The organism is Faecalibacterium sp. BIOML-A4, assembly GCF_009679665.1.
Lineage (GTDB): Bacteria > Bacillota > Clostridia > Oscillospirales > Ruminococcaceae > Faecalibacterium > Faecalibacterium taiwanense.
In genome coordinates, this window is sequence record NZ_WKZG01000010.1 from 100,097 (window position 1) to 120,560 (window position 20,464).

A 20,464-nucleotide genomic window follows, 5' to 3' on the forward strand; every position below is an offset into this window, starting at 1 on the left:
ATGTTTGATTTTCTGCATAAAAAAGCACAGGATGCCACGCCGCCCGCCCTGCCGGAAGGCACTGTGCGCCGCCGCTATTCCATCGAAGGGCAGGTGCAGGGGGTGGGCTTCCGCTACCGCGCCCGCTATGCGGCCCAGACGCTGGAACTGACCGGCTGGGTGGAGAACGAGGACGACGGCAGTGTGACGCTGGAAGTGCAGGGCGACCCGGAAAAGTTCCTGCGGCTGTTCGCCATGATCCAGAAAAGCGATTACATCCAGATCACCGGCATCCGCCAGAAGGATCTGCCGCCCGACCCATGGGAGCGGGGCTTCTCGGTAAAAGGGTATTGATGCGAGACCCTCTCAGTCAAAGCCTGTCGGCTTTGCCAGCTCCCCCGATGGGGGAGCTTTTTGACATTTTTTGGCAAGCACTGCCTCTCGGGAAGAGGATCTTGAATGATCCCCGCTTATAAAGCTCGCCCTTCGGGAGAGCTGTCGAGCAAAGCGAGACTGAGAGGGTTCGTGCAAACAAAAAAGCTGACGCGAAAGCGTCAGCTTTTTTGCTCTTTCTAAATTTATCAACCTGCTGTTTTCAGCGGGGAATTTTCTGTCCAGATGGTGCCGTCCAGCAGCCGGGTCACAGCCAGAGTGCCGTTTGCGGAAACACGGGCCGGGTCCAGCGCGTAGAAATCGCTCTCCTTCAGGTTCGCGGGGTCTGCATCCGCACGGATGCCCACCACACAGACCCAGTGGCCATAGGCGGCGCTGGTGGCGATGTGCGGGTAATTGACCTTGTTCCAGCCGGAGCCGGTCAGGTGGTATTCATAGCTGGAGGTGCGGTTCGTGTGCCGTTTTACGCCGCTCACCGCGGTGTTTTTCAGATGCACGATCACCGGCTTCCCGGCGGAAAGCTCGGTGTAAAGCTTCTGCAGGCACTCGGACAGGCTGCCGGAATAACCGTAGTAGCCGCCCGCAGACCAGACCGCACCGTTTGACCACATGCCGCTGCCGGAGGAAACTTTTCCATCCAGAATGGTGCGTGCATAGCGCAAGGCGTACCAGCTGCATTTGCCGGAGGTCTGGTTGCCGATGGAAAGGATCTGGCTGGTGCTGAAGTCCAGCATCCGGATGCCGTGCGTTTCCTGCAGGGCAGCTGCGTGTGCGTGGGGAACGGCCAGAGCCAGCACAAGGCACAGCGCCAGAACTGCCGCCGCCAGCCGCTGTGCCGCGCGGGCGGGACAGTGTTGCATATTGAGCCACATCCTTTGTTTTTTCTACGACCTTATTTTACCATGCAAAAATGGTAGAATTGTGTAAAATCGTAATTTTTTGAAAGGATTCTGAAAGATGGATCGAAGATGGATCGGAACACAACATTTGTTCAAACCGGGAAGGACTGTGCCCCGGAAAAGAACAGCATGGAGCTTCCGGCTGGAAGAAGATTTTCCAGCACGGTAAAGAACCTTTGCGAAATAAGGACAGTGTATCTCAATACTGCAACAAAAAAGCCGCTGCTTCATTGATTTTGAACGAAAATGTTTCGGAAACTTTATGCATCTTCTCGATTGACAAAACCAACTGCTGTCGGATATAATCAGGCCAGAACGACACCCGTTCTGTAGTGCGGAAAAACAGCACTGAAATGAGACAAATCAACAAAATCTTGAAATGACAGGAGGCGCTTTACAATGAAAAAGCTGAAGAAATTTGCTGCCCTGCTTCTGGTGGGTGTGATGGCTCTGGCCCTGCTGACGGCCTGCGGCGGTGGTGGCGGCCCAACCGAAGAGCAGAAAGTACTGGCCCAGATCAGTCAGGAGAAGGGCGTCCAGGCGACCAATGACGCAAAGCTCCGCGAAGTGGCTGAAAGAAATCTGAATGAAGATCTCAATGCTCAGTTCAAGATCCTCGGCCATGCAGGAGCGTTCAATTTCCATACGGATACGTTGGAAGGTGATCTGGTCATCACCATCACCGCCCGGTATGACTATAAGGACACTCTCCTGAGCTATGTGCTGGATAAGATCTCTCATCACGTTGACACTGATCATAATGCCAGCGTAGAGCAGGACGGCAACTGGTCGAATATAGGCGTTGTGGTCAAGAGCAACAACGAGCAGAGCTACATTGGTATTTCCATCCGCATCAAGGGCAAAAAGTAAAAAATTCCTCACCCTTTCTCCCCGGAGCGTGGCTGCAAGGCCGCCCTCCGGGGCTTTTTTGCGTTTGAACCCTCTCAGTCACGCCTTACGGCGTGCCAGCTCCCCCAAAGGGGGGAGCTTTTAGACATCTGACGGTTTGCAGCAAATAAGCTCCCCCTCTCGGGGGAGCTGGCATCGCGCAGCGATGACTGAGAGGGTTGCCTCCCTCACTGAGGGAGGTGGCAAACCCGCAGGGTTTGACGGAAGGAGTTCGTCCTGCTCCGGGGCTTTTTTGCGTTTAGGGACAATTGCCAAAAAGAAGGGCGGAATTTGGGCGATATGCCTGTTGACATGCGGGGGGGGGGGTATGGCTAAAATAAATTCAGACGGGTAAAGCGATTTGGGGTCGCCCAAACCGTCAGAATTTGAAAACAGGAGGAACATTACAATGAAAATGTTCAAGCGTTTCGCAGCCGCCCTTCTGGCCGGCGTGATGGTTCTGGCAATGCTCACCGCCTGCGGCGGTGGCGCTGGTTCTGGTGCATCCACGATTGGCGAGGAATTTGAAAACAAATACATCGCAGCGATTAACACTCTCCGTGGCGAGAATGCAGAAAAACTGGAAAATGATACCGACCTGCGTAACAAGGCTCTGGCTCAGTTGCAGAAAATCAAGGATGATGGCACGATTGCGGTTACTGATGCAAACACTTCTATTGTAACGCCCAATGCTGATGGAAAATCTGTAACAGCTGTAGTGATTAGCGTAGGAACGAAGGGCGAACCCGATAAGGGTGTGTGTCAGGCAAAAGAAATCACCGCCGAATCCTTGGGTGAAATTACCACAGAGGGTGCAGGTGAAGATGCTGTAGAAACTATGCGGGCACTTAAGAAAATCGGTATTGCCACTAAAGTAATCAATGGCAAAACCTATGCAGCAATAGCAATTGAAATTGTCCAGTCTGTGTCGTAAAGCTTAATTCGCAAAATTGAAGAATTGACTTGCCCCGAGGAGCACCCCGCTCCCCGGGGTTTTTTGCGTTTGAACCCTCTCAGTCACGCCTTACGGCGTGCCAGCTCCCCCAAAGGGGGGAGCTTTTAAGCATCTGACGGTTTGCAGCAAATAAGCTCCCCCTCTCGGGGGAGCTGGCATCGCGCAGCGATGACTGAGAGGGTCGCCTCCCTCACTGAGGGAGGTGGCAAACCCGCAGGGTTTGACGGAAGGAGTCTGCCCCGCCCCTCCCGGCGGCAATTCTGAATGGTTTCTCTGTCAAACTGTGTCGTTTTGTGGTACAATAAAAACGTATTCTGATGTGAACAGGAAAGGACGTTTCCATGCAGCTGTTTGAACTGGTGTCCCCGCGGCTGTTCCGCCCGCTGGCGGGGCCGAACCGGGCTTTTTATGCGGAATTGCTGCTTCTGCTCTGGGAGGAGTGCCGCCACACGGCGGATTACAGCATTTCCCGTGCGGAGGCCGTCTGGCGTGCCGAGGATTACTTTGCCGCACTGGCAAAGCCCCTTGCGCTGGATGCCGACGGTGCGGGCGATGAGGACGAGCAGCCCACCCGCGACCCTCACACGCTGGCCGTGGGCTTTCTGCTGCGGCTGCGCCGCACCGGCTGGCTGGAAGAGCAGCCCGGCAGCTACGAGGGGGAAGCGTCCCTTGCCTTTGTGCCGGAGGTAACGCCGCTGCTGGAAGCGCTGGAAGAAATATTGAACCCCCGCGTAGTCACCTATACCGGCAAGCTGTACAAGGCATGGCAGCTGCTGGGCAGCATCGGGCAGGAAAAAAGCCCCTATGAGAACGTTCTGCGGGAGGTGGACGCAGACCTTGACGCGCTGAACCGCTCTCTCCGGGCGCTCAATGCCTCCATCGGCCACTATATCGACCGGCTCACCCGCAACCGCACCCCGCAGGAGGTGCTGGAACTGTTCGACCAGTACGAGGAAAAGGTGGTGGCGGCGGCCTACCACCGCTTCAAGACCAGCGACAACCTGTTCAACTACCGCGCCTATCTGGAAGAAGAGCTGGACGACTGCGAGGAGAACTACCTGCCGCAGCTGGCCTTTGATTATGCCCGGGTGGAGCGCTGCGCCCCGAACGAAGCGACACCTGCCGTGCGTGCACTCATCCAGAAGCAGCGGGACGCGCTGGAAGAGATGAGCCTGCTCATGCGCGAGATCGATGCAAGCCACATCCGCTACCGCAAGCGGGCTGTGCAGCGGGCACAGTTCCTGCTGCTGAGCGACCGTTCTTCGCAGGGCAGCGTCACCGCCCTGCTGCGCCGCTACGCCGAGGACATCCGCACCCCGGAGCAGCTGTTTGAGCCGGACGACGGCCCGGTGGCAAAGCGGCTGCATCTGTACCCGGCGGCAGTGTTCGGGGAAAAATTTCTGTACCCGCCCGCTGCCCAGCGCACCGCCGAGCCGCTGGCCCCGGTGCGCGCCGAAGTATTCGATCCAGAACAGCTCAAAAAAAAGCAGCAATTGCTGCTGGATTACGCCCGCCTTGCCGTTACCGAGGAGAATGTGGCCCTGCTGGCCCGGCAGGCCCTTGCCGCCCGCCCGCAGGTGAACGCGGCACTTCTGGCAGACGAATACCCGAACGATTTTGCCCGTATCATCGGCCTGCATACCTACTCGCAGTCGCCGCACCGGGATTATGACATTCAGCTCACCGGCAATTGGGTGGAGCGCGGCGGTTTCCGCTTTGAGGACTTTGTCCTCACCCGCCGCAGGGAGGAAGAAAATGGCAACCATTAACATGCTGGAAGAAACCGCGAATTATCTGCTGAACCACTGCTTCGTGCTGGGCGGCGTGGAGGATCAGCGGGCAAAATATCTCTATGTGCAGGACCATCTGGACGAGGTCCGTGCCGTGTTCGCCCCGCTGGGCTATTCTGTATTGCTGTACCCGGCACCCCTGCAGGCGGCGGCTTTGGTCAACGGCCACGAGGGCAGTCAGGCCCGGCTGCTGAAATACGAGAGCATCCTGCTGCTGGTGCTGCGGCTTTTGTACCTGCAAAAGCGCGAGAGCCTTGCGGCCAATGCCGACGAGGTGCTGGTGACGGTGGAAGAGGTGCAGACCGAACTGCAGAAGATGAATCTGCCCCGCCGTCTGGACCAGAAAACGCTGGAAAACCTCATGCGCACCCTGCGCCGGTACAATCTGGCGCGGCCTGTGGGGCGGCTTTCCGGGCTGGACAGCCGCATTGAAGTATTTCCCACCGTGCTGCTGGCCCTGCCGGATGCCGACCTTGCGGATGCAGCGGCAGAATCTGCCCGCACCCGCACAGAGCTTGGCCTTTATGAACGACCGGAAGAAGCAGGGGAGGGTGAAGAATGATCGAACTCAAACGGCTGAAGCTTATCAACTGGCACAACTTTGAAAATGTCACCTTCGACTGCGCACGGCTCACCTATATGATCGGCGTGAACGCCGTGGGCAAGACCACCATTCTGGATGCCATCCGCTACTGCCTGACCACCAACCGCAATTTCAATGCGCTGGGCAATAAAAAGAGCGGCCGCACCCTGCAGGGTTCGGTGCACGCAAAGCAGCGCGGCGAGAACGCCTACCGCCGCCCGGGCCATACTGTGGCCTACATCGGGGCGGAGTTCTGGGACAGCGTCAAGCGCACCCCCTTCGTCATCGCGGTGCGGGTGGAGTCCGAAGGCCCCATGCAGGAGCTGCACCCCGGCGATCAGACATGGTATCTTTCGGAGGACGGCTGCACGCTGGAACAGCTGCCCTTCATCGACCCTAAGACCGGTGCACCCAGCGCAAAGGAGGACTTCAAGCCCGCAACGGGCCGCCTTTCCTACACCCGCAGCCCCAGCGAAGCGCGGGACCGCATCTGCCGTGCACTGGGCATCGGGCGCGCCTCCAGCCCCTTGGGCAAAAAGTTCAACGAGGTGTTCCAGATGGGCACCAGCATGGACGAGATCCCCAACTTCCGGGAGTTTTTGTACCAGTACATCCTGCCCCAGCCGGAGCTGGATCTGGACGCTTTGCAGGGCGACCGGCTGGAACTGGAAAATCTGCACGCCGTGCTGGCCGAAGCACAGACCCGCGCCGACGCGCTGGAAGAGATCGTGGATTTTGGCCGCGAAGCTGCCGAAAAGCAGACCCAGACCCTTGTGAACCGGGGCGCGGCGCTGCTGGCCCGCGCCGCTGCCGACGGCAGCGAACAGACCGTCTGGCAGGAGCATCTGGATGCGGGCCGCCGCCAGCTGGAACAGCTGAACGCCCGCTATGCCGAGGCCAAAAATGCCGAAGCGGAAGCCCGCCGGGCCTATCTTTCCGCCCACGGTGCCGCCAGCGCCAGCGGCGAGGGCCGGGCACTGGACGCCCTGACCGAGGAGCTTTCCCGCCGCAAAACGGCGCTGGATACCGCCGCACGCAAAGCCGAAAAGGCAGAAAGTGCCCTTGCCCGCACCCAGAGCCTGCTGGCTGTGCTGCGCCGCAGCGGCTTTGCTGCCGGCATCAAGGCCGAAGAGCTGACGGCGGACACTCTGCCGCAGCTCACCACATGGCTCTCCGCGCAGGAAAAACCGCTGGAGGAAGCCTATTTTGCTGCCCGCCAGAACACTGCTGCTTTGCAGAAGGAGCAGGCCGGCAAGCGCGCCGAGCTGGACGCCGTGTCCGGCGGCAAGTGGGTCTACCCCCACGGCGATGCCGCCACCCGGGTGCGGGATGCCGTGAATGCGGAACTCAAGAGCCGGGGCATGCAGCCGGATGCAAAAATTTTCTGTGAACTGTTGAACGTGGAGGACGAAAGCTGGCAGGACTGCGTGGAAGCCTGCCTTGGCGACCGCCGCTTTGATATCCTTGTGCCGCCCGCCCACTACGAAGCCGCCAAGAGCGCCTTTGTGGCTCTGAAGGACAAGGTAGGCCCCATCAGCCTGCTGGACACCCCGGGCATCCGCAAGGCCAACCGCCGCGCCGACAAGTACGGCCCGGACAGCCTTGCCGCGCAGGTGAGCAGCGAAAACCCGCTGGCTGCACAGTATGCCCAGACCATTCTGGGCCGCATCGTCTGCTGCGACACCCCCGATACGCTGGAACAGCATCCCGACAGCGCCACCCGCGACCTTCTGCGCCACCACCCCTTCCGGCTGGAACGGCTGCGCACTCCCCAGCGGTATATCGGTCTGGACGCACGCCGCGCCCGCGCCGGGGCGCTGGCGGCCGAGCTGGAAGCTCTGGGGGAAAGCGCCCGTGCTGCCGCCCAGACAGAACAGAACCTGAAAGCCGCCTATAACCAGTACCAGACCCTGCTGCGGGGCACGGCACTGGACGAGCTGGCTGCGCTGTGGGATGCCCGCGCCGCACTGACTGCCGCACAGAATGCTGTGACCGAACAGGAAGCAAAGCTCACCGAGTGCCGCGAGAACCCGCTCCTGCAGCAGCTTTACAAAGAGGAAGAAGCCCGCGAAGCCGCATGGGAGGCTGCCCGCGCCGCCGTGGAGCAGGCGGGCGGCGACATCCGCGTGTGCCAAAAGCAGATCGCCTCCTGCGAAGCAGAGCAGAAAAAGGCAGGGGAAACGGCACAGCAGAGCGCCGATGCCGCCCGGAGTTTCTTTGCGGCGCATCCGCTGGTGGAGCCGCTGGCCCGCACCCGGATGCTGGCGCTGGCCCCGGCAGATAAGCCCCGCGCCGCCGCACAGGCTGCGGAAAAGGCGCAGGCCAAGCTGGACGATGCGCTGGCCGTCTATCTGACCGGCACGCTGGAACCGGCCCAGAAAGCCTACAACGAGCACTATGTGTGCGATTATCCGCTGGGCCTTGCGGGATTGGACCAGTACCGCGCCCAGCACGAGAGCCTTGTGCGCATCGATCTGGAACGCTACGCCGCCCGTCTGGAGCAGGCCCAGCGGGACTGCAAGGACCGCTTCCGCAAGGATATCCTGTTCCGCATGAAGGACGATATCTTCAACGCCCGGCGGCAGTTCCGGGAGCTGAACAAGGTGATGGAGCAGTTGACCTACGGCGAGGAGGTCTACCGCTTTGAGCTGGAGCCCAGCCGTGACCCGCAGCTGGCAGCCTTCTATCAGGTCATCGTGGACAAGGGCAACCAGCAGATGACCGAAGGCGACTCGCTGGACAACCTTGCCGCCACCGCCGACCCTGCTTATGAGCGTCAGGTGGACGAGCTGATGGAAAAGATCATGGCGGACGTGGACGAGAACACCCGCGCCCGGCAGGAGGGCCGCACCGGCGGCGTGACCCTGTCGGACTATGTGGACTACCGCACCTATCTGGACTACGACATCAAGGTGACGAACCGGGTCACCGGCCAGCAGGCGTATCTGTCCCGGGTCAGCCGCGACTCCTCCGGCGGCGAGAATCAGGCCCCCTTCTATGTGGCCATCTGCGCCAGCCTGCTGCAGATCTATGAGAAGAGCGAGAACAGCATCCGTCTTGTGCTGCTGGACGAAGCCTTCAGCAAGATGACCAGCGACCGCATCCGCCCCATGATGGAGCTGTTCCGCCGCCTGCAGCTGCAGGTGCTGCTCATCTCCACCGTGGAAAAGAGTACCGCCATCCAGCCCTACTGCGACATCACCTACTCCATCGTCCGCCACGGCGACACCAACGCAATAGCGCCCTTTGTCCGCCTTGCGGCGGAATGATGTGCGCATTGTATGTGCAATGATGTCTGCCTGCGGGGCATGATAGAATGTGCGATAGCACACATCATTTTGCGCAGCAACCTCATTTCTGCGCAGCAGAACATCATAAAAAAAGAAGCACGCATCTGCGTGCTTCTTTTTTATTGCTACCGCAGTGGCAGCACATCTTCATCCTCGTTGATCTCTTCCATCATCCCATCCGCAAAGTACCAGCCTCTGCCGTACAGCGCCTCGCTGCCGTCGGCGCACAGGATATACGAGCCGTCCGGCAAAGCGAGAAAATGCCGCTTTTTGCTGTCGGCAAGGGCGATGTCCTCCACCTTCTGCCCGTCCAGCACATGATCCCGGATGAACTGGTAGTGGGGCAGGATGCGGGTCTCGGTCAGGCCAAGGCCGTTCATCCAGCGGGAGTAGTGCGGGTCGGCGGCTTCGCCCGGTTCCTCGGGCGCGGCGTACACGATGTGGGCGGCGTTCATGCTGCCGGCACTCACGCCCAGCACGATGCCGTGGTAGTTGTGGAACAGCCCCGGCAGGCCCAGCTGAGCAAAAAAGTGGTTCTGGGTGGGTACGTGCCCGCCGCACAGCATCACAAAGCCGCTTTGGGGCAGAAGAGAACCGATCTCCTCAGCATTGCGGGCATCGCAGGGGATGAGCGCCGTCAGGGGCAGGTGGGCGTTCGCAAAACTCTGAGCAAACACCCGGCACATCTCGTCGTTCTGCTCGTAGGCATAGGGGTCTGCCGCAATGGCAAGGCCCAGCACGGCGTGATCCGGCCAGACGGCCCGCAGGTTCGCCACAAAGTGGTTGCGCGTGTCCAGCACCGGCACTGCAGGGCCCGGCTCAAAGGGGCAGCCGCTGGGGCTGCTGGTCAAAAACAATGTCATAATGATTCCTCATAAAAAGTGAATAAGAAGCTGTGTCCATTCTAACACGATTTTGCTGCCAGCGGCAGAGCCAGAATCACCAAAAAAATCCCCCGCTTTTCGCCGTTTCGCAGAAAGCAGGGGATCTTATCATGCCTTTCGGTAATGGAATACCTTGTCCTTGGTGAGGAGCATGGCAGCGCTCACGGCCAGAGCCGCCAGCTCGGCGGCGGTGACGGCCAGCCAGATGCCGTCGATGCCCAGCAGCATCGGCAGCAGGAGAATGGCGATCACCTGAAACGCCAGCGTGCGCAAAAAAGAGATCAGTGCGCTGGTCACGCCGTCGCCCAGCGCCGTGAAGAAGGAGGATGCATACACGTTGAAGCCCATGATGAGGAAGCTCAGCGCATACAGCCGGAAGGCCCGGCTGGTCAGGGCCAGCAGCTCCGCGTCGTAGCCCACGAAAATGCGCGCCACACAGGGGATGATGAACATGGAAGCCAGCGTCAGGGTCACAGCCACCACGGCGATGAGCCGCAGGCTTTTCCGGTAGAGGTTGTGCACCTCGGCGTGGTTGCGGGCACCGTAGTGGAAACTGACGATGGGTGCACTGCCCACGGCATAGCCCACGAACACCGCCACGAACAGGAAGGCCGCGTACATGATGACACCGTAGGCGGCCACGCCGTTCTCACCGGCCAGACGCAGCAGCTGGTAGTTGTACAGGATATTGACCAGCGACATGGAAAGGTTGGTCATCAGCTCGGAAGAGCCGTTGATGCAGGCATCCCGCAGGACCTTGCTGTAAAAACTGGTCTTGCACAGGTGCAGGCGGCTGGAGTTGCTGCGGTCGATGAAGTAGAACACCGGTAGTACGCCGCCCACCAGCTGGCTGATAAAGGTGGCAATGGCCGCGCCCTCCACGCCCCAGCCCCAGATACCCACCATCAGCACATCCAGCACCATGTTGGTGCAGCCCGCGCCCACGGTGAACCAGAAGCCGAGGTGCGGCTTTTCGGCGGTGACGAAAAAGCTCTGGAACATATTCTGCAGCGCAAAGGTGGGCAGGGACACCATCAAGATGCGTCCATAGCGCACCGCATAGTCCAAAAGCTCCCCCTTGGCACCCAGCAGCACGGCAATGGGCCGCAGGAACACAATGCCCAGCACGGCCAGCACACTGACCGAGATCAGAGCCGCCAGCAGGAACAGGGTGAAATAGCGGTCGGCCTTTTTCTGGTCGCCCTCGCCCAGCGTGATGCCCACGATGGCGCTGCCGCCGGTGCCCAGCATAAAGCCGATGGTGCCCAGCAGCATAGGCAGCGGCATGATGAGGTTGACCGCCGCAAAGGCCGTCTTGCCCACAAAGTTGGAGACACACAGGCCGTCCACGATGCCGTAGATGGAGGTGAACAACATGGTACCGATGCAGGGCAGTACGAACCGCAAAAGGCGGGGATAGGTAAAGTGATCGGAAAGCTGGATCCGCTGCTTGGACATGGCGTCCTCCTTTCTGCACAAGGTGCAAAAAACGGGCCGGATAAATGTCCGCGAGTGCACGCCCGGCCTCGATCTGCTTCGTCACTACGGCAACGAAACCTCCGGCGGGGCGCTGTCTGCACGGCATCTTATCCGGCCCGTTTCAAATTACGTTGAAAACGGTCCTCCGATGAACCGAAAAAGAGCATATCAGAATTTATTTTTGTTGTCAAGGCAGAAAAATCAAAAAATCGGCATTCGAGGGTCAAAATTCATAAACTGTCTCTTTCCAACGTTTATCAAACCTGTTAGAATGATAAAAGTTTTTTTATGGATCCGGAAAGGAGAACTCCTGTTTTGATGAAACGTTTTTATACCGCCATCGTGCGCCGCCGCAGGCTGGTGCTGGCGGTGTTTGCACTGGCGGCTGTGCTGAGCGTGTTCGCTGTGCGTCAGGTAAAGGTGGATTACGATATCAACGACTACCTGCCGCCGGAATCCCCCTCCACCACCGCCATCGAGGTGATGAACGGTGCTTTCACCGGCGGCATCCCCAACATGCGGGTCATGGTGCGGGATGTCACGGTGCCGCAGGCGCTGGAGTACAAGGAAAAGCTTGCCGCCATCGACGGAGTGTCCTCCGTTGCATGGCTGGACGACAGTTTGGATGTGACAGTGCCTTTGCAGATGCAGGACACCGCCACGGTGGAGAGCTATTATAAGGATGGCTGCGCCCTGTTCACCGTGACGGTGGAGGACGAGAAGCGTCTGGAAGCCGTGGCTGCCGTGCGGGATCTGATCGGGGAGGGCAACGCGCTGGAGGGCGCGGCGGTCTCCACTGCCGTTGCCACCAACTCCACCGTGACCGAGGTGGCAAAGATCGCCGCCATCGCGGTGGTGTATGTGCTGTTCATCCTGATCCTGACCACCGATTCCTGGGCGGAGCCGCTGCTGGTGCTGACGGGCCTTGGCGCGGCTATCCTGCTCAACAACGGCACGAACCTCATCTTCGGCACCATCTCCTTTGTCACCAACGCGGCGGGCAGCATCCTGCAGCTGGCGGTGTCGCTGGACTACTCGGTGTTCCTGATCCACCGCTTTGCGGAGTGCCGGGCTGAAAACCCGGATGCCAGCCCGGAGGAGTGCATGGTGGATGCCCTGTGCAGATCCACCGGCTCCATCCTGTCCAGCGGCCTGACCACCGTCATCGGTTTTCTGGCACTGGTGCTCATGCAGTTCCAGATCGGCCCGGATCTGGGCCTTGCGCTGGCAAAGGGCGTGGTGCTGAGCCTTGTCACCGTGTTCACCTTTATGCCCGCGCTCACGCTGGCAGCGTATCAGTGGATGGATAAGACCTACCACAGGCCACTGCTGCCCAGCTTTGACAAGTTTGGCCGCTTTGTGGCCCGCATCATGCTGCCCATGGCGCTGGTGCTGGTCATTCTGATGGTGCCCAGCTATCTGGCCTCCAACTCGAACCAGTATTACTACGGTGCCGCCCACATGTTTGGCGAGAACACCCGTCTGGGTGCGGACACCGCCGCCATCGAGGAGACCTTTGGCCGCAGCGACACCTACGTTGTACTGGTGCCAGAGGGCGACACCGCCACGCAGCAAAAGCTTTCGGATGCATTGCACGCCATCCCGGAGGTGACCGGCATCCTTTCCTATGTGGACAACGCAGGCGCGTCCATTCCGCCGGAGTTCGTGCCCGGGGATACGTTGGGGCTGTTGGTCTCCGGCGGCTACACCCGCATGGTGCTTACGGTGGATGCCGACACCGAGGGCGATGGGGCCTTTGCGCTGGTGGAGCGGGTGCGCACCACGGTGCAGCAATATTACTCGGACAATTATTATCTGGCCGGTCAGGGCGTGAGCACCTATGACCTGATGGACACCATCACGGCCGACATGGTCAAGGTGAACCTGCTGGCCATCGGCGCAGTATTCCTGATTCTGCTCCTTATGAAGCGCCAGCTGCTGCTGCCAGTGATCCTGGTGCTCAGCATCGAGACCGCCATCTGGATCAATCTGGCCATCCCGTACTTCCGGGGCCAGTACGTGTTCTACATTGCCTACCTCATCATCAGCTCGGTGCAGCTGGGTGCTACGGTGGATTACGCCATCCTCTTCTCCGACCGCTATCAGGAGTTCCGCGAGACGCTGGGCCGCAAAGAAGCCGTTGCGGCCACGGTGTCCGCCGTGACCACCTCGGTCAGCACCACAGGCAGCGCTATGGCGGTGGTGGGCTTCCTGATGGGAGCCATTTCCACAAACCAGCTGCTGGGCCAGCTGGGCAATTTTCTGGGCGTGGGCAGTCTGGTGTCGCTGGCCATCGTGCTTTCGGCACTGCCGGGCTTTTTGTATCTGGCCGACCCGCTCATTATAAAAAAGAAAAGACAGCCGAAGGAGGCTTGACCGAGATGAAACATCGATTTGTGCGCCGGGTGTCGGCGCTGGCGCTGGCAGGCTGCCTGCTGGCGGGCAGCAGTCTGCCGGCTTTTGCAGCAGCCTCCGCTGCCAAGGAAGAGGTCATTTATGCAAATCTTACGGCCTCCGGTGCGGTGACCGGCGTGTACGCCGTGAACAGCTTTTCCGTGCAGGCGGGGGGCACCGTTGCGGACCACGGCAGCTACACTGCCGTGCGCAACATGACCACGAGCGATGCCGTGGAGCAGAGCGGCGATACGGTCACGGTGCATGTGACCGAGGACGGCAAGCTCTATTATGAGGGCACCATGGACGCCGCCACGGCCCTGCCGTGGGTGGTAAAGCTGACCTATACGCTGGATGGGGCAGAAATCAGCCCCGACGAGCTGGGCGGCAAAAGCGGTGCCCTTTCCATCCGGCTGCAGGTGAGCCGCAACCCGGACTGCACCGGCAGCTTTTTTGACGACTACGCGCTGCAGGTGACCATGAGTCTGGACACCGGCCTTGCCCGGAACATCAGCGCGCCGGGCGCTACGGTGGCGAATGTGGGCAGCAAAAAGCAGCTTTCCTACATCCTGCTGCCGGGCGCGGACAGCGACGTGACCGTCACCGCCGATGTGACGGACTTTGCCATGGACGCTGTTTCCCTGAACGGCGTGCGGCTGAACCTGAACCTCGACCTCGGGGATATGGACCTGACCGGGATGCTGGAACAGCTGCAGAGCGGTTCCGTGCAGTTGGACGATGGTGCCAACGCGCTGGCAGACGGCATTGCGCAGGTGCAGGCGGGCATCGACACCCTGAACGGCAATTCCGGTGCCTTGACCGGCGGCTCAGCCCGGGTGCGTGCCGCCCTCACCCAGATGCAGACCGCGCTGAACGGCATCTCTGCCTCCACCGACGAGCTGAACACCCTGCTGGATGCCTCCACCCAGATCCGGGACGGCATTGCCCGGCTGGATGAGGGCGCGGCACAGCTGGAGCAGCAGGTGAGCTTTGAAGCCTACAAGGCCATCCTGAAAGAGAACGGCCTTGACCTTGACGTGGTAAAGGATGGCAATGCCAAGGCCATCCAGCAGCTGCAGGGCATGGTATGGATGATGCCGCAGCTCAAGGATGTGATCCTGCTTTTGCAGGGGTCTACGGCCAACATCGATGCCATGCAGACCTATCTCGACACCGTGAACGGCGGAATTGCCCAGCTGCACGAGGGCAGCAGCACCCTGAACGGCAGCTACGGCGAGTTTGATGCCGGGGTGCGTCAGCTGGCCGGTGTGCTTACTGGGATGCTGGGCAATCTCTCGGTGCTCACCGACGGCGTGAACCAGCTTGCCGCCCAGTACGTCCAGCTGGACGACGGCCTGAACGCCTACACCGACGGTGTAGCCCAGCTGAAGGCGGGCGTTGCGCAGCTGGCGGAGGGTGCATCGCAGCTGACCGGCGGCACCGGCGAGCTGCGCAGCAGCGTTTCCGGCATCGACATGGGTGCCCAGCTGGACGGCCTGCTGAACAGTCTTTCCGGCGGCGGGGAGGTGCAGAGCTTCACCTCGGCAGAGAACACCGAGGTGGGCGCGGTGCAGTTTGCGCTGCAGACCACTGCCATCACGGCCCCGGCCCCGGCTGCCCAGCCGGAACCGGCAGCTGTGACCCTGACCTTCTGGCAGAAGCTGCTCAAGCTGTTTGGGCTGTATAAAGGCTGACAGATTTAAAATGGCTCCGCGTGCGCTGCGCCATAAACAGCGGAAATATTATTTTTATAATTTGCAGTTCCGAAACGACTGCGGTCGTTTCGGAACTGCTTTTTCACCGATTGGGCCGTATCGGTCAAATGCATCTTTTCCGCTGCGCGACGGCCGCAGGCCGACAGCGGCAAGATGCCGTTTATCTCCACGACCTTCCCCGTGAAAAGCGAAAGCCGGAAAATCCGCAGATTTTCCGGCTTTCTTTCTATAAAAATAATCGTTCCGCTAAAGATGCCCAGAGCGAAGCGGAGGGCATTTTAAATCGTTTTGCGAACATCATTCAAAATGATATTCCACTAGTTCGCAGTTTCTGATGCCCGCAGCTGCGTATTCCTCGTTGGTCATGTCGTAGAAATAGGACTGCACCACCCGGGCGATGCCGTTATGGGCTACCAGTAGATAGGTCTTGCCGGTGTCGGCCTTCAGCTCGTCCAGCAGGTTGTAGATGCGCTGGGCCAGCTGCATCATGCTCTCGCCGCCGTCGTAGCGGTCGGCGAAGTGGGTCTTGGAAACGCGGAACTCGCCGCCGTTGCGGGGCGTGCCCTCGTATTTGCCAAAGCACTGCTCCCGCAGGCGCGGCTCACACCGGGCGGGCAGGCCGGTGGCCTCGGCAATGGCCATGGCGGTGTCGGCGGCGCGGGACAGGGGAGAGTACAGGATCTCATCGATGTGCACCCCGCTGGCTTTGACGGCTTCGCCCAGCTTCCGGGCCTGCTGGCGGCCCCGCTCGGTGAGGGGGCTGTCGGTCATGCCGCAGATCTTGTTTTCAACATTCCAGACGGTCTCTCCGTGGCGGGTGAAATAAAGCGTATGCATGGGTGGCTCCTTACTGGTCGTATCCCGCCTCGATCTCGCGGATGCGGGTGTAGAAAAAGTCGTTGGCAGGAGTGGGCATCCCGTACTTCTTGGCCCGCTGGCGCACCACACCGGCAAACTCCTCCACCTCGGTGGGGCGCTTTGCCAGCACATCCTGCCGCATGCTGGGCATGCCATCGGGGTTGAAGGTGGGCATCATGGCATCGATGAACCTCACATCATTGTCCGGCGGCAGGGACACGCCCTCAAGGTTCGCCAGCCGGATGACCTCCTGCATGGCCGCGCGCATCATGTCCTGTGCTTCGCCGGGCTGGCGCAGGCCGCCGTAGGGCTGGTCAAAGGCGGCTGCGGCCTGATTCAGGCCGTCATTCACCATCAGCTTGTTCCACTGCTTGTAAAGGATATCCCCACAGGGCTCGTTGGCAATGCCGCACTCGTCCAGATAGTCGGCCACGGCCTGCACACGGTCGGTCATCTCACCGCTGCGCTCACCGAACTGGATCTTGCCCGCCTGATTGAACACCAGCGTGCGCCCGGTGCGGGTGGCATCCATGCCGATGGCAACGCTCCACAGGGTGTGGCCGGGATAGGCTGCGTCAATGTGCTCCTCGCTGGTGATGCCGTTCAGCACGCTGAGGATGACGGTGTCCGGCCCTACGAACTTTGAAATGTCCTGAATGGCCTGTTCCAGCACCGTAGCCTTGACGGCCACCAGAAGCAGGTCTACCGGTTTGCCCTCGGCAGGGGTGACGTAACGGAAGCTGCACGCTTCGCCGTTGCAGACGACCGGTTCGGCAGAGTAGCGGGCGATGCGGTCCTCATCGGCGATGACCTGCACGCCGGGCATTTTGCGCCCGAACAGGATGCCCAGTGCGCCCAGACCGATCAGGGCAGAGGTTTTGATCTTTTTCATGTATTCCTCCTGTGTTTTATGCCTTTTTCAGCGTTCCGTCTGCGGTCAGGACGACCGTGCTGCCCTCGTCGATGCCTAGGCGGGTGAGCTCTTTGTCCGGGTAGGGCAGGGTGCGTCGCTCTCCGGCGGGATCAGCCAGCGTGACATCGCACAGCACCGGCTGACCGGCGGGCAGCTCCTCGCAGCCATACATCTGCTCTTCAATGCGCAGAACACGGTAAGTAGTCTCCATAGCAGCTAAACTCCTTTTTGTAAATACAGCATTTTTATTATAAAGCTCTGCGCGGGGCGCGTCAACCGCATTTGGCTTGACAGCCGGCCGCCCGGCTTGATAAAATAGGAATGATTTTTGGAACAGGGGGCAGTCACATGAATATTACGGAACTGCGTTATCTGGTGGCCATCCGCAAGTGGGGCTCCGTGAGCGCGGCGGCAAAGCAGCTGTATGCGGCCCAGCCCAATGTGAGCAAGGCGCTCAAGAACCTGGAAGAGGAATATGGCATCCGCATCTTTGAGCGCTCGTCCACCGGCATGATCCCCACCGAACAGGGACGGCATTTTATCCGGCAGGCAGAGCGGGTGCTGGACGAGGTAGACCGGCTGGATCTGGATGCCCGCAGCCGGCAGAGCAGCTGTGCGGAACTGCGGGTGGTGCTGCCCCACGCCACCTACGCTTCCTACGCGACGGTGGATTTTTTGCAGCAGATGGCAGACAGCCAGCAGCTGCGGGTGCATATCCGGGAATCCGGCTCCATGGAAGCGCTGGACCATGTACTGCGGCGGGGCTATCATCTGGCCCTGCTGCGCTACGCGGAGGAGGATGAGGATTATTACCGCCGCTACTGCGACCGTCACGGCCTGCACCGGGAGCCGGTGATGGAGTTTGAATACCGGCTGCTGACCAACCGCGAAGGCCCGCTGGCAAAGTGCGAGGTGACCGACATCACCCAGCTGAACAGCTATATGGAAGTCCTGCACGGTGATTTCCAGCTGCCCGGCGGTGAGGACAGCGGCCTGCGCTGGCATACGAACCCGAACCGCCGCATCCATGTGTATGAGCGGTGCAGCCAGTTTTCCATCCTGCAGAACCTGCCCAATGCCTATATGTGGGCTTCGCCCATGCCAAAGCGGGCGCTGGAACAATACCATCTGGTGCTCAGGAAGTGCCCGGCCCAGCGCCAGCGCATGAAGGATGTTCTGGTCTATCCGGACAGGGGGACCCTGCGCCCGGAAGAGCAGACCTTTGTGCAGCTGCTGCACAAGCAGGCGGCGCTGACCGTGAAATGACCGCCGAAACCGGTTAAGAACTGGCAAAACATCGGAATGCAGAAAAACCGGAAAGCAAAGGAATTTGGCCGACAGCCGCAGTGCTTTATGCGCTGCGGCTGTCTTTTTGTTGATAAATCGAGCGAAAAAGAGACGAAACATCGGCTAAAAAACTTTGCGGCTATATGGCCTTTGATATGCCCCCATACCAGAAGCATATTATCATTTTTATGAAAAATATGTTAACATAGACCCAGAAAGCTGGCCGGGATGAATGGAAAATATGGAAAATGCTTCCATAATTCCGGCACAAAGAAAAAGGAGGTTTCTGGTATGATCAGTTTCTTACTCTGTCTGGCGATCCTGATCGTGGGCTACTTTGTCTATGGTAAGATCGTGGACAACACCTTCGGCCCGGACGACCGTGAAACGCCTGCTGTGCGCATCAATGACGGTGTGGACTACGTTGTGATGCCCCAGTGGAAGCTGTTCCTCGTTCAGCTGCTGAACATCGCCGGCCTTGGCCCCATCTTTGGTGCCATGCAGGGCGCATTGTGGGGGCCTGTGGTGTTCCTGTGGATCACCTTCGGCACCATCTTTGCAGGCGGCGTGCACGACTACTTCTCCGGTATGATGAGCGAGCGCAACGACGGCGCTTCCATCGCCGAGATCACCGGCAAGTACTTAGGCCCTGTGATGCAGAACGTCATGCGCGTGTTCTCGGTGGTGCTGCTCATCATGGTGGGTACTGTGTTCGCGGTGGGTCCCGCAGGCCTGATCGTGGAGCTGTGCAGTCAGAGCGGCGCTTCCGGCGTGCTCACCTCGCTGCTGTTCTGGCTCATCATCATTCTGGTGTACTACTTTATTGCAACCTTTATCTCCATTGATGCCGTCATTGGCAAGATCTACCCCATCTTTGGCATCTGCCTGATCATCATGGCCATCGGTGTCATCTTCGGCATCTTCACCAATCCCGCCTACACCATCCCGGAGATCTGGGATCACTTTGGCAGCATGCATCCGTCGGGCACTCCCATCTGGAGCTTCATGTTCATCACGGTGGCCTGCGGTGCAATCTCCGGCTTCCACTCCACCCAGTCGCCCCTGATGGCTCGCTGCATGAAGAGTGAAAAGCAGGGCCACTTCGTGTTCTACGGCGCAATGGTCTGCGAGGGCGTCATCGCTCTGATCTGGGCCGCTGCTGGCTGCAGCCTGTACGAGGTGACCGGCGGCCTGAACACCGGTCTGGCCGAAGCACTGGCCATGGGCCAGTCCAAGGCTATTTATGATGTCTGCTCCAAGACCATGGGCGGCGTTGGCATTGCTCTGGCAATGATCGGCGTTGTCATCTGCCCCATCACCTCCGGCGATACCGCGTTCCGTTCCGCTCGTCTGACTCTGGCCGACTGGTTCAAGATCGATCAGGACAGCTACGCAAACCGCCTGAAGCTCTGTGTTCCTGTGCTGGGCGTTGGTGCTTTCCTGGGCATCGGCAACGCACTGGGCTTCATCAACTACACCGTGATCTGGCGCTACTTCAGCTGGACCAACCAGACGCTGGCCATGATCGTTCTGTGGGCTGCATCCATGTACCTGTTCAAGGAGAAGAAGAACTACTGGATCACCGCTGTGCCCGCTACCTTCATGAGCGCGGTCTCTTCCACCTACTTCATTCTGGCTCCCGAATGCCTGGGCGGCCTGCTGAACGCCAAGACCGCAGAAGGCGCAACCATCTACAACACCGCCGTTGCATACCCCATCGGCATCATCTTTGCCATTGCAATGCTGGCAGTCTTCCTCCACGCAACGAAGAAGGCAGCCCAGAAGGCATGACACGATATATACAAAGATATATACAAATGATCTGCTGAATAAGGCACCCTCCGCTGAAATGGCTCGGCGGAGGGTGCCTTGTATTTTGCGGCGTTTCAGGCAAAGAAATCACGATTTGCGGAGAAAATTGAAAACGATTGAGCAACTTGCACAAAAGCAGGCCAGAAAGTTTGGCAGCAGCGGCTTTGACCGGTTCCGGGAAAGGTCTTTGCCGGGGAATTAAGAAAATTTGTCGTGAACGCGATAAAAATTCTTTGCGGGTATTCCGCGGAAGCATCTTGCCATATACTTTTTGATATGGGAACCATACCAGAAAAATATTAACTGCTTTATGAAAAAAGTGTTAACATGAAGCCAGAGATTGGT

16 protein-coding genes are annotated in these 20,464 nt (G+C 59.5%); 10 read left to right on the forward strand and 6 right to left on the reverse strand.

Annotated features, from left to right (window positions below; genetic code table 11):
- On the forward strand, positions 1-333 hold the full coding sequence (locus GKG34_RS08545; protein ID WP_097774075.1) for an acylphosphatase: 333 nt from the start codon (positions 1-3) through the stop codon (positions 331-333).
- A gap of 227 nt (positions 334-560) precedes the next feature.
- Here the strand turns inward: GKG34_RS08545 and GKG34_RS08550 are convergent, their stop codons facing one another.
- The gene (locus GKG34_RS08550; protein ID WP_154255991.1) at positions 561-1,232 is read right to left on the reverse strand and encodes a hypothetical protein; all 672 of its coding nucleotides are present in this window, start codon (positions 1,230-1,232) and stop codon (positions 561-563) included.
- A gap of 438 nt (positions 1,233-1,670) precedes the next feature.
- On the opposite strand from GKG34_RS08550, the gene GKG34_RS08555 reads away from it, so the two are divergent.
- The 5 genes from GKG34_RS08555 (at position 1,671) to GKG34_RS08575 (ending at position 8,756) form a co-directional block, all read left to right on the forward strand.
- On the forward strand, positions 1,671-2,141 hold the full coding sequence (locus tag GKG34_RS08555) for a hypothetical protein (protein ID WP_154255992.1): 471 nt from the start codon (positions 1,671-1,673) through the stop codon (positions 2,139-2,141).
- A gap of 427 nt (positions 2,142-2,568) precedes the next feature.
- On the forward strand, positions 2,569-3,093 hold the full coding sequence (locus GKG34_RS08560; protein WP_154255993.1) for a hypothetical protein: 525 nt from the start codon (positions 2,569-2,571) through the stop codon (positions 3,091-3,093).
- Positions 3,094-3,455: 362 nt separating this feature from the next.
- Positions 3,456-4,883 (forward strand): Wadjet anti-phage system protein JetA family protein, encoded by a 1,428-nt coding sequence (locus GKG34_RS08565; protein ID WP_154255994.1) that lies wholly within the window; start codon positions 3,456-3,458, stop codon positions 4,881-4,883.
- Positions 4,870-5,466 carry a DUF4194 domain-containing protein gene (locus GKG34_RS08570; protein WP_005937508.1) on the forward strand — a complete coding sequence of 199 codons (597 nt, stop codon included), beginning with the start codon at positions 4,870-4,872 and terminating at the stop codon, positions 5,464-5,466. The genes GKG34_RS08565 and GKG34_RS08570 overlap by 14 nt, the downstream gene beginning before the upstream one ends.
- Positions 5,463-8,756: an SbcC/MukB-like Walker B domain-containing protein gene (locus GKG34_RS08575; protein ID WP_154255995.1), complete on the forward strand. Its 3,294-nt coding sequence runs from the start codon at positions 5,463-5,465 to the stop codon at positions 8,754-8,756. The genes GKG34_RS08570 and GKG34_RS08575 overlap by 4 nt, the downstream gene beginning before the upstream one ends.
- A 146-nt stretch (positions 8,757-8,902) precedes the next feature.
- Here the strand turns inward: GKG34_RS08575 and GKG34_RS08580 are convergent, their stop codons facing one another.
- Positions 8,903-9,640: a Type 1 glutamine amidotransferase-like domain-containing protein gene (locus tag GKG34_RS08580; RefSeq protein ID WP_097774068.1), complete on the reverse strand. Its 738-nt coding sequence runs from the start codon at positions 9,638-9,640 to the stop codon at positions 8,903-8,905.
- 129 nt (positions 9,641-9,769) lie between these two features.
- Positions 9,770-11,119 (reverse strand): MATE family efflux transporter, encoded by a 1,350-nt coding sequence (locus GKG34_RS08585; protein WP_154255996.1) that lies wholly within the window; start codon positions 11,117-11,119, stop codon positions 9,770-9,772.
- Between the two features lie 339 nt (positions 11,120-11,458).
- Here GKG34_RS08585 and GKG34_RS08590 point away from each other — a divergent pair, with 339 nt between their 5' ends.
- The gene (locus tag GKG34_RS08590; protein ID WP_154255997.1) at positions 11,459-13,516 is read left to right on the forward strand and encodes an MMPL family transporter; all 2,058 of its coding nucleotides are present in this window, start codon (positions 11,459-11,461) and stop codon (positions 13,514-13,516) included.
- Positions 13,517-13,521: 5 nt separating this feature from the next.
- Entirely contained in the window at positions 13,522-15,228 is a 1,707-nt protein-coding gene (locus GKG34_RS08595; protein ID WP_154255998.1) for a hypothetical protein, read from the forward strand.
- A 318-nt stretch (positions 15,229-15,546) separates the two neighbouring features.
- Here the strand turns inward: GKG34_RS08595 and GKG34_RS08600 are convergent, their stop codons facing one another.
- Genes GKG34_RS08600 through GKG34_RS08610 form a run of 3 tightly spaced genes read right to left on the reverse strand, consistent with a single transcriptional unit; the run spans position 15,547 to position 17,231 of the window.
- Positions 15,547-16,086, reverse strand: coding sequence for a histidine phosphatase family protein (locus GKG34_RS08600; protein WP_154255999.1), 540 nt, complete (start codon positions 16,084-16,086; stop codon positions 15,547-15,549).
- Positions 16,087-16,096: 10 nt separating this feature from the next.
- Entirely contained in the window at positions 16,097-16,999 is a 903-nt protein-coding gene (locus tag GKG34_RS08605) for a 2-dehydropantoate 2-reductase (RefSeq protein ID WP_154256000.1), read from the reverse strand.
- A gap of 16 nt (positions 17,000-17,015) precedes the next feature.
- The gene (locus GKG34_RS08610; RefSeq protein WP_097776747.1) at positions 17,016-17,231 is read right to left on the reverse strand and encodes a hypothetical protein; all 216 of its coding nucleotides are present in this window, start codon (positions 17,229-17,231) and stop codon (positions 17,016-17,018) included.
- Positions 17,232-17,368: 137 nt separating this feature from the next.
- Between GKG34_RS08610 and GKG34_RS08615 the strand changes: the two genes are divergently transcribed.
- Both GKG34_RS08615 and GKG34_RS08620 read left to right on the forward strand, forming a co-directional pair.
- The gene (locus GKG34_RS08615) at positions 17,369-18,286 is read left to right on the forward strand and encodes a LysR family transcriptional regulator (RefSeq protein ID WP_044953327.1); all 918 of its coding nucleotides are present in this window, start codon (positions 17,369-17,371) and stop codon (positions 18,284-18,286) included.
- Between the two features lie 312 nt (positions 18,287-18,598).
- A complete protein-coding gene (locus GKG34_RS08620; protein WP_097781033.1) occupies positions 18,599-20,098 on the forward strand; it encodes a carbon starvation CstA family protein in 1,500 nt (499 codons plus the stop codon).
- The last annotated feature ends 366 nt before the right edge of the window (positions 20,099-20,464 follow it).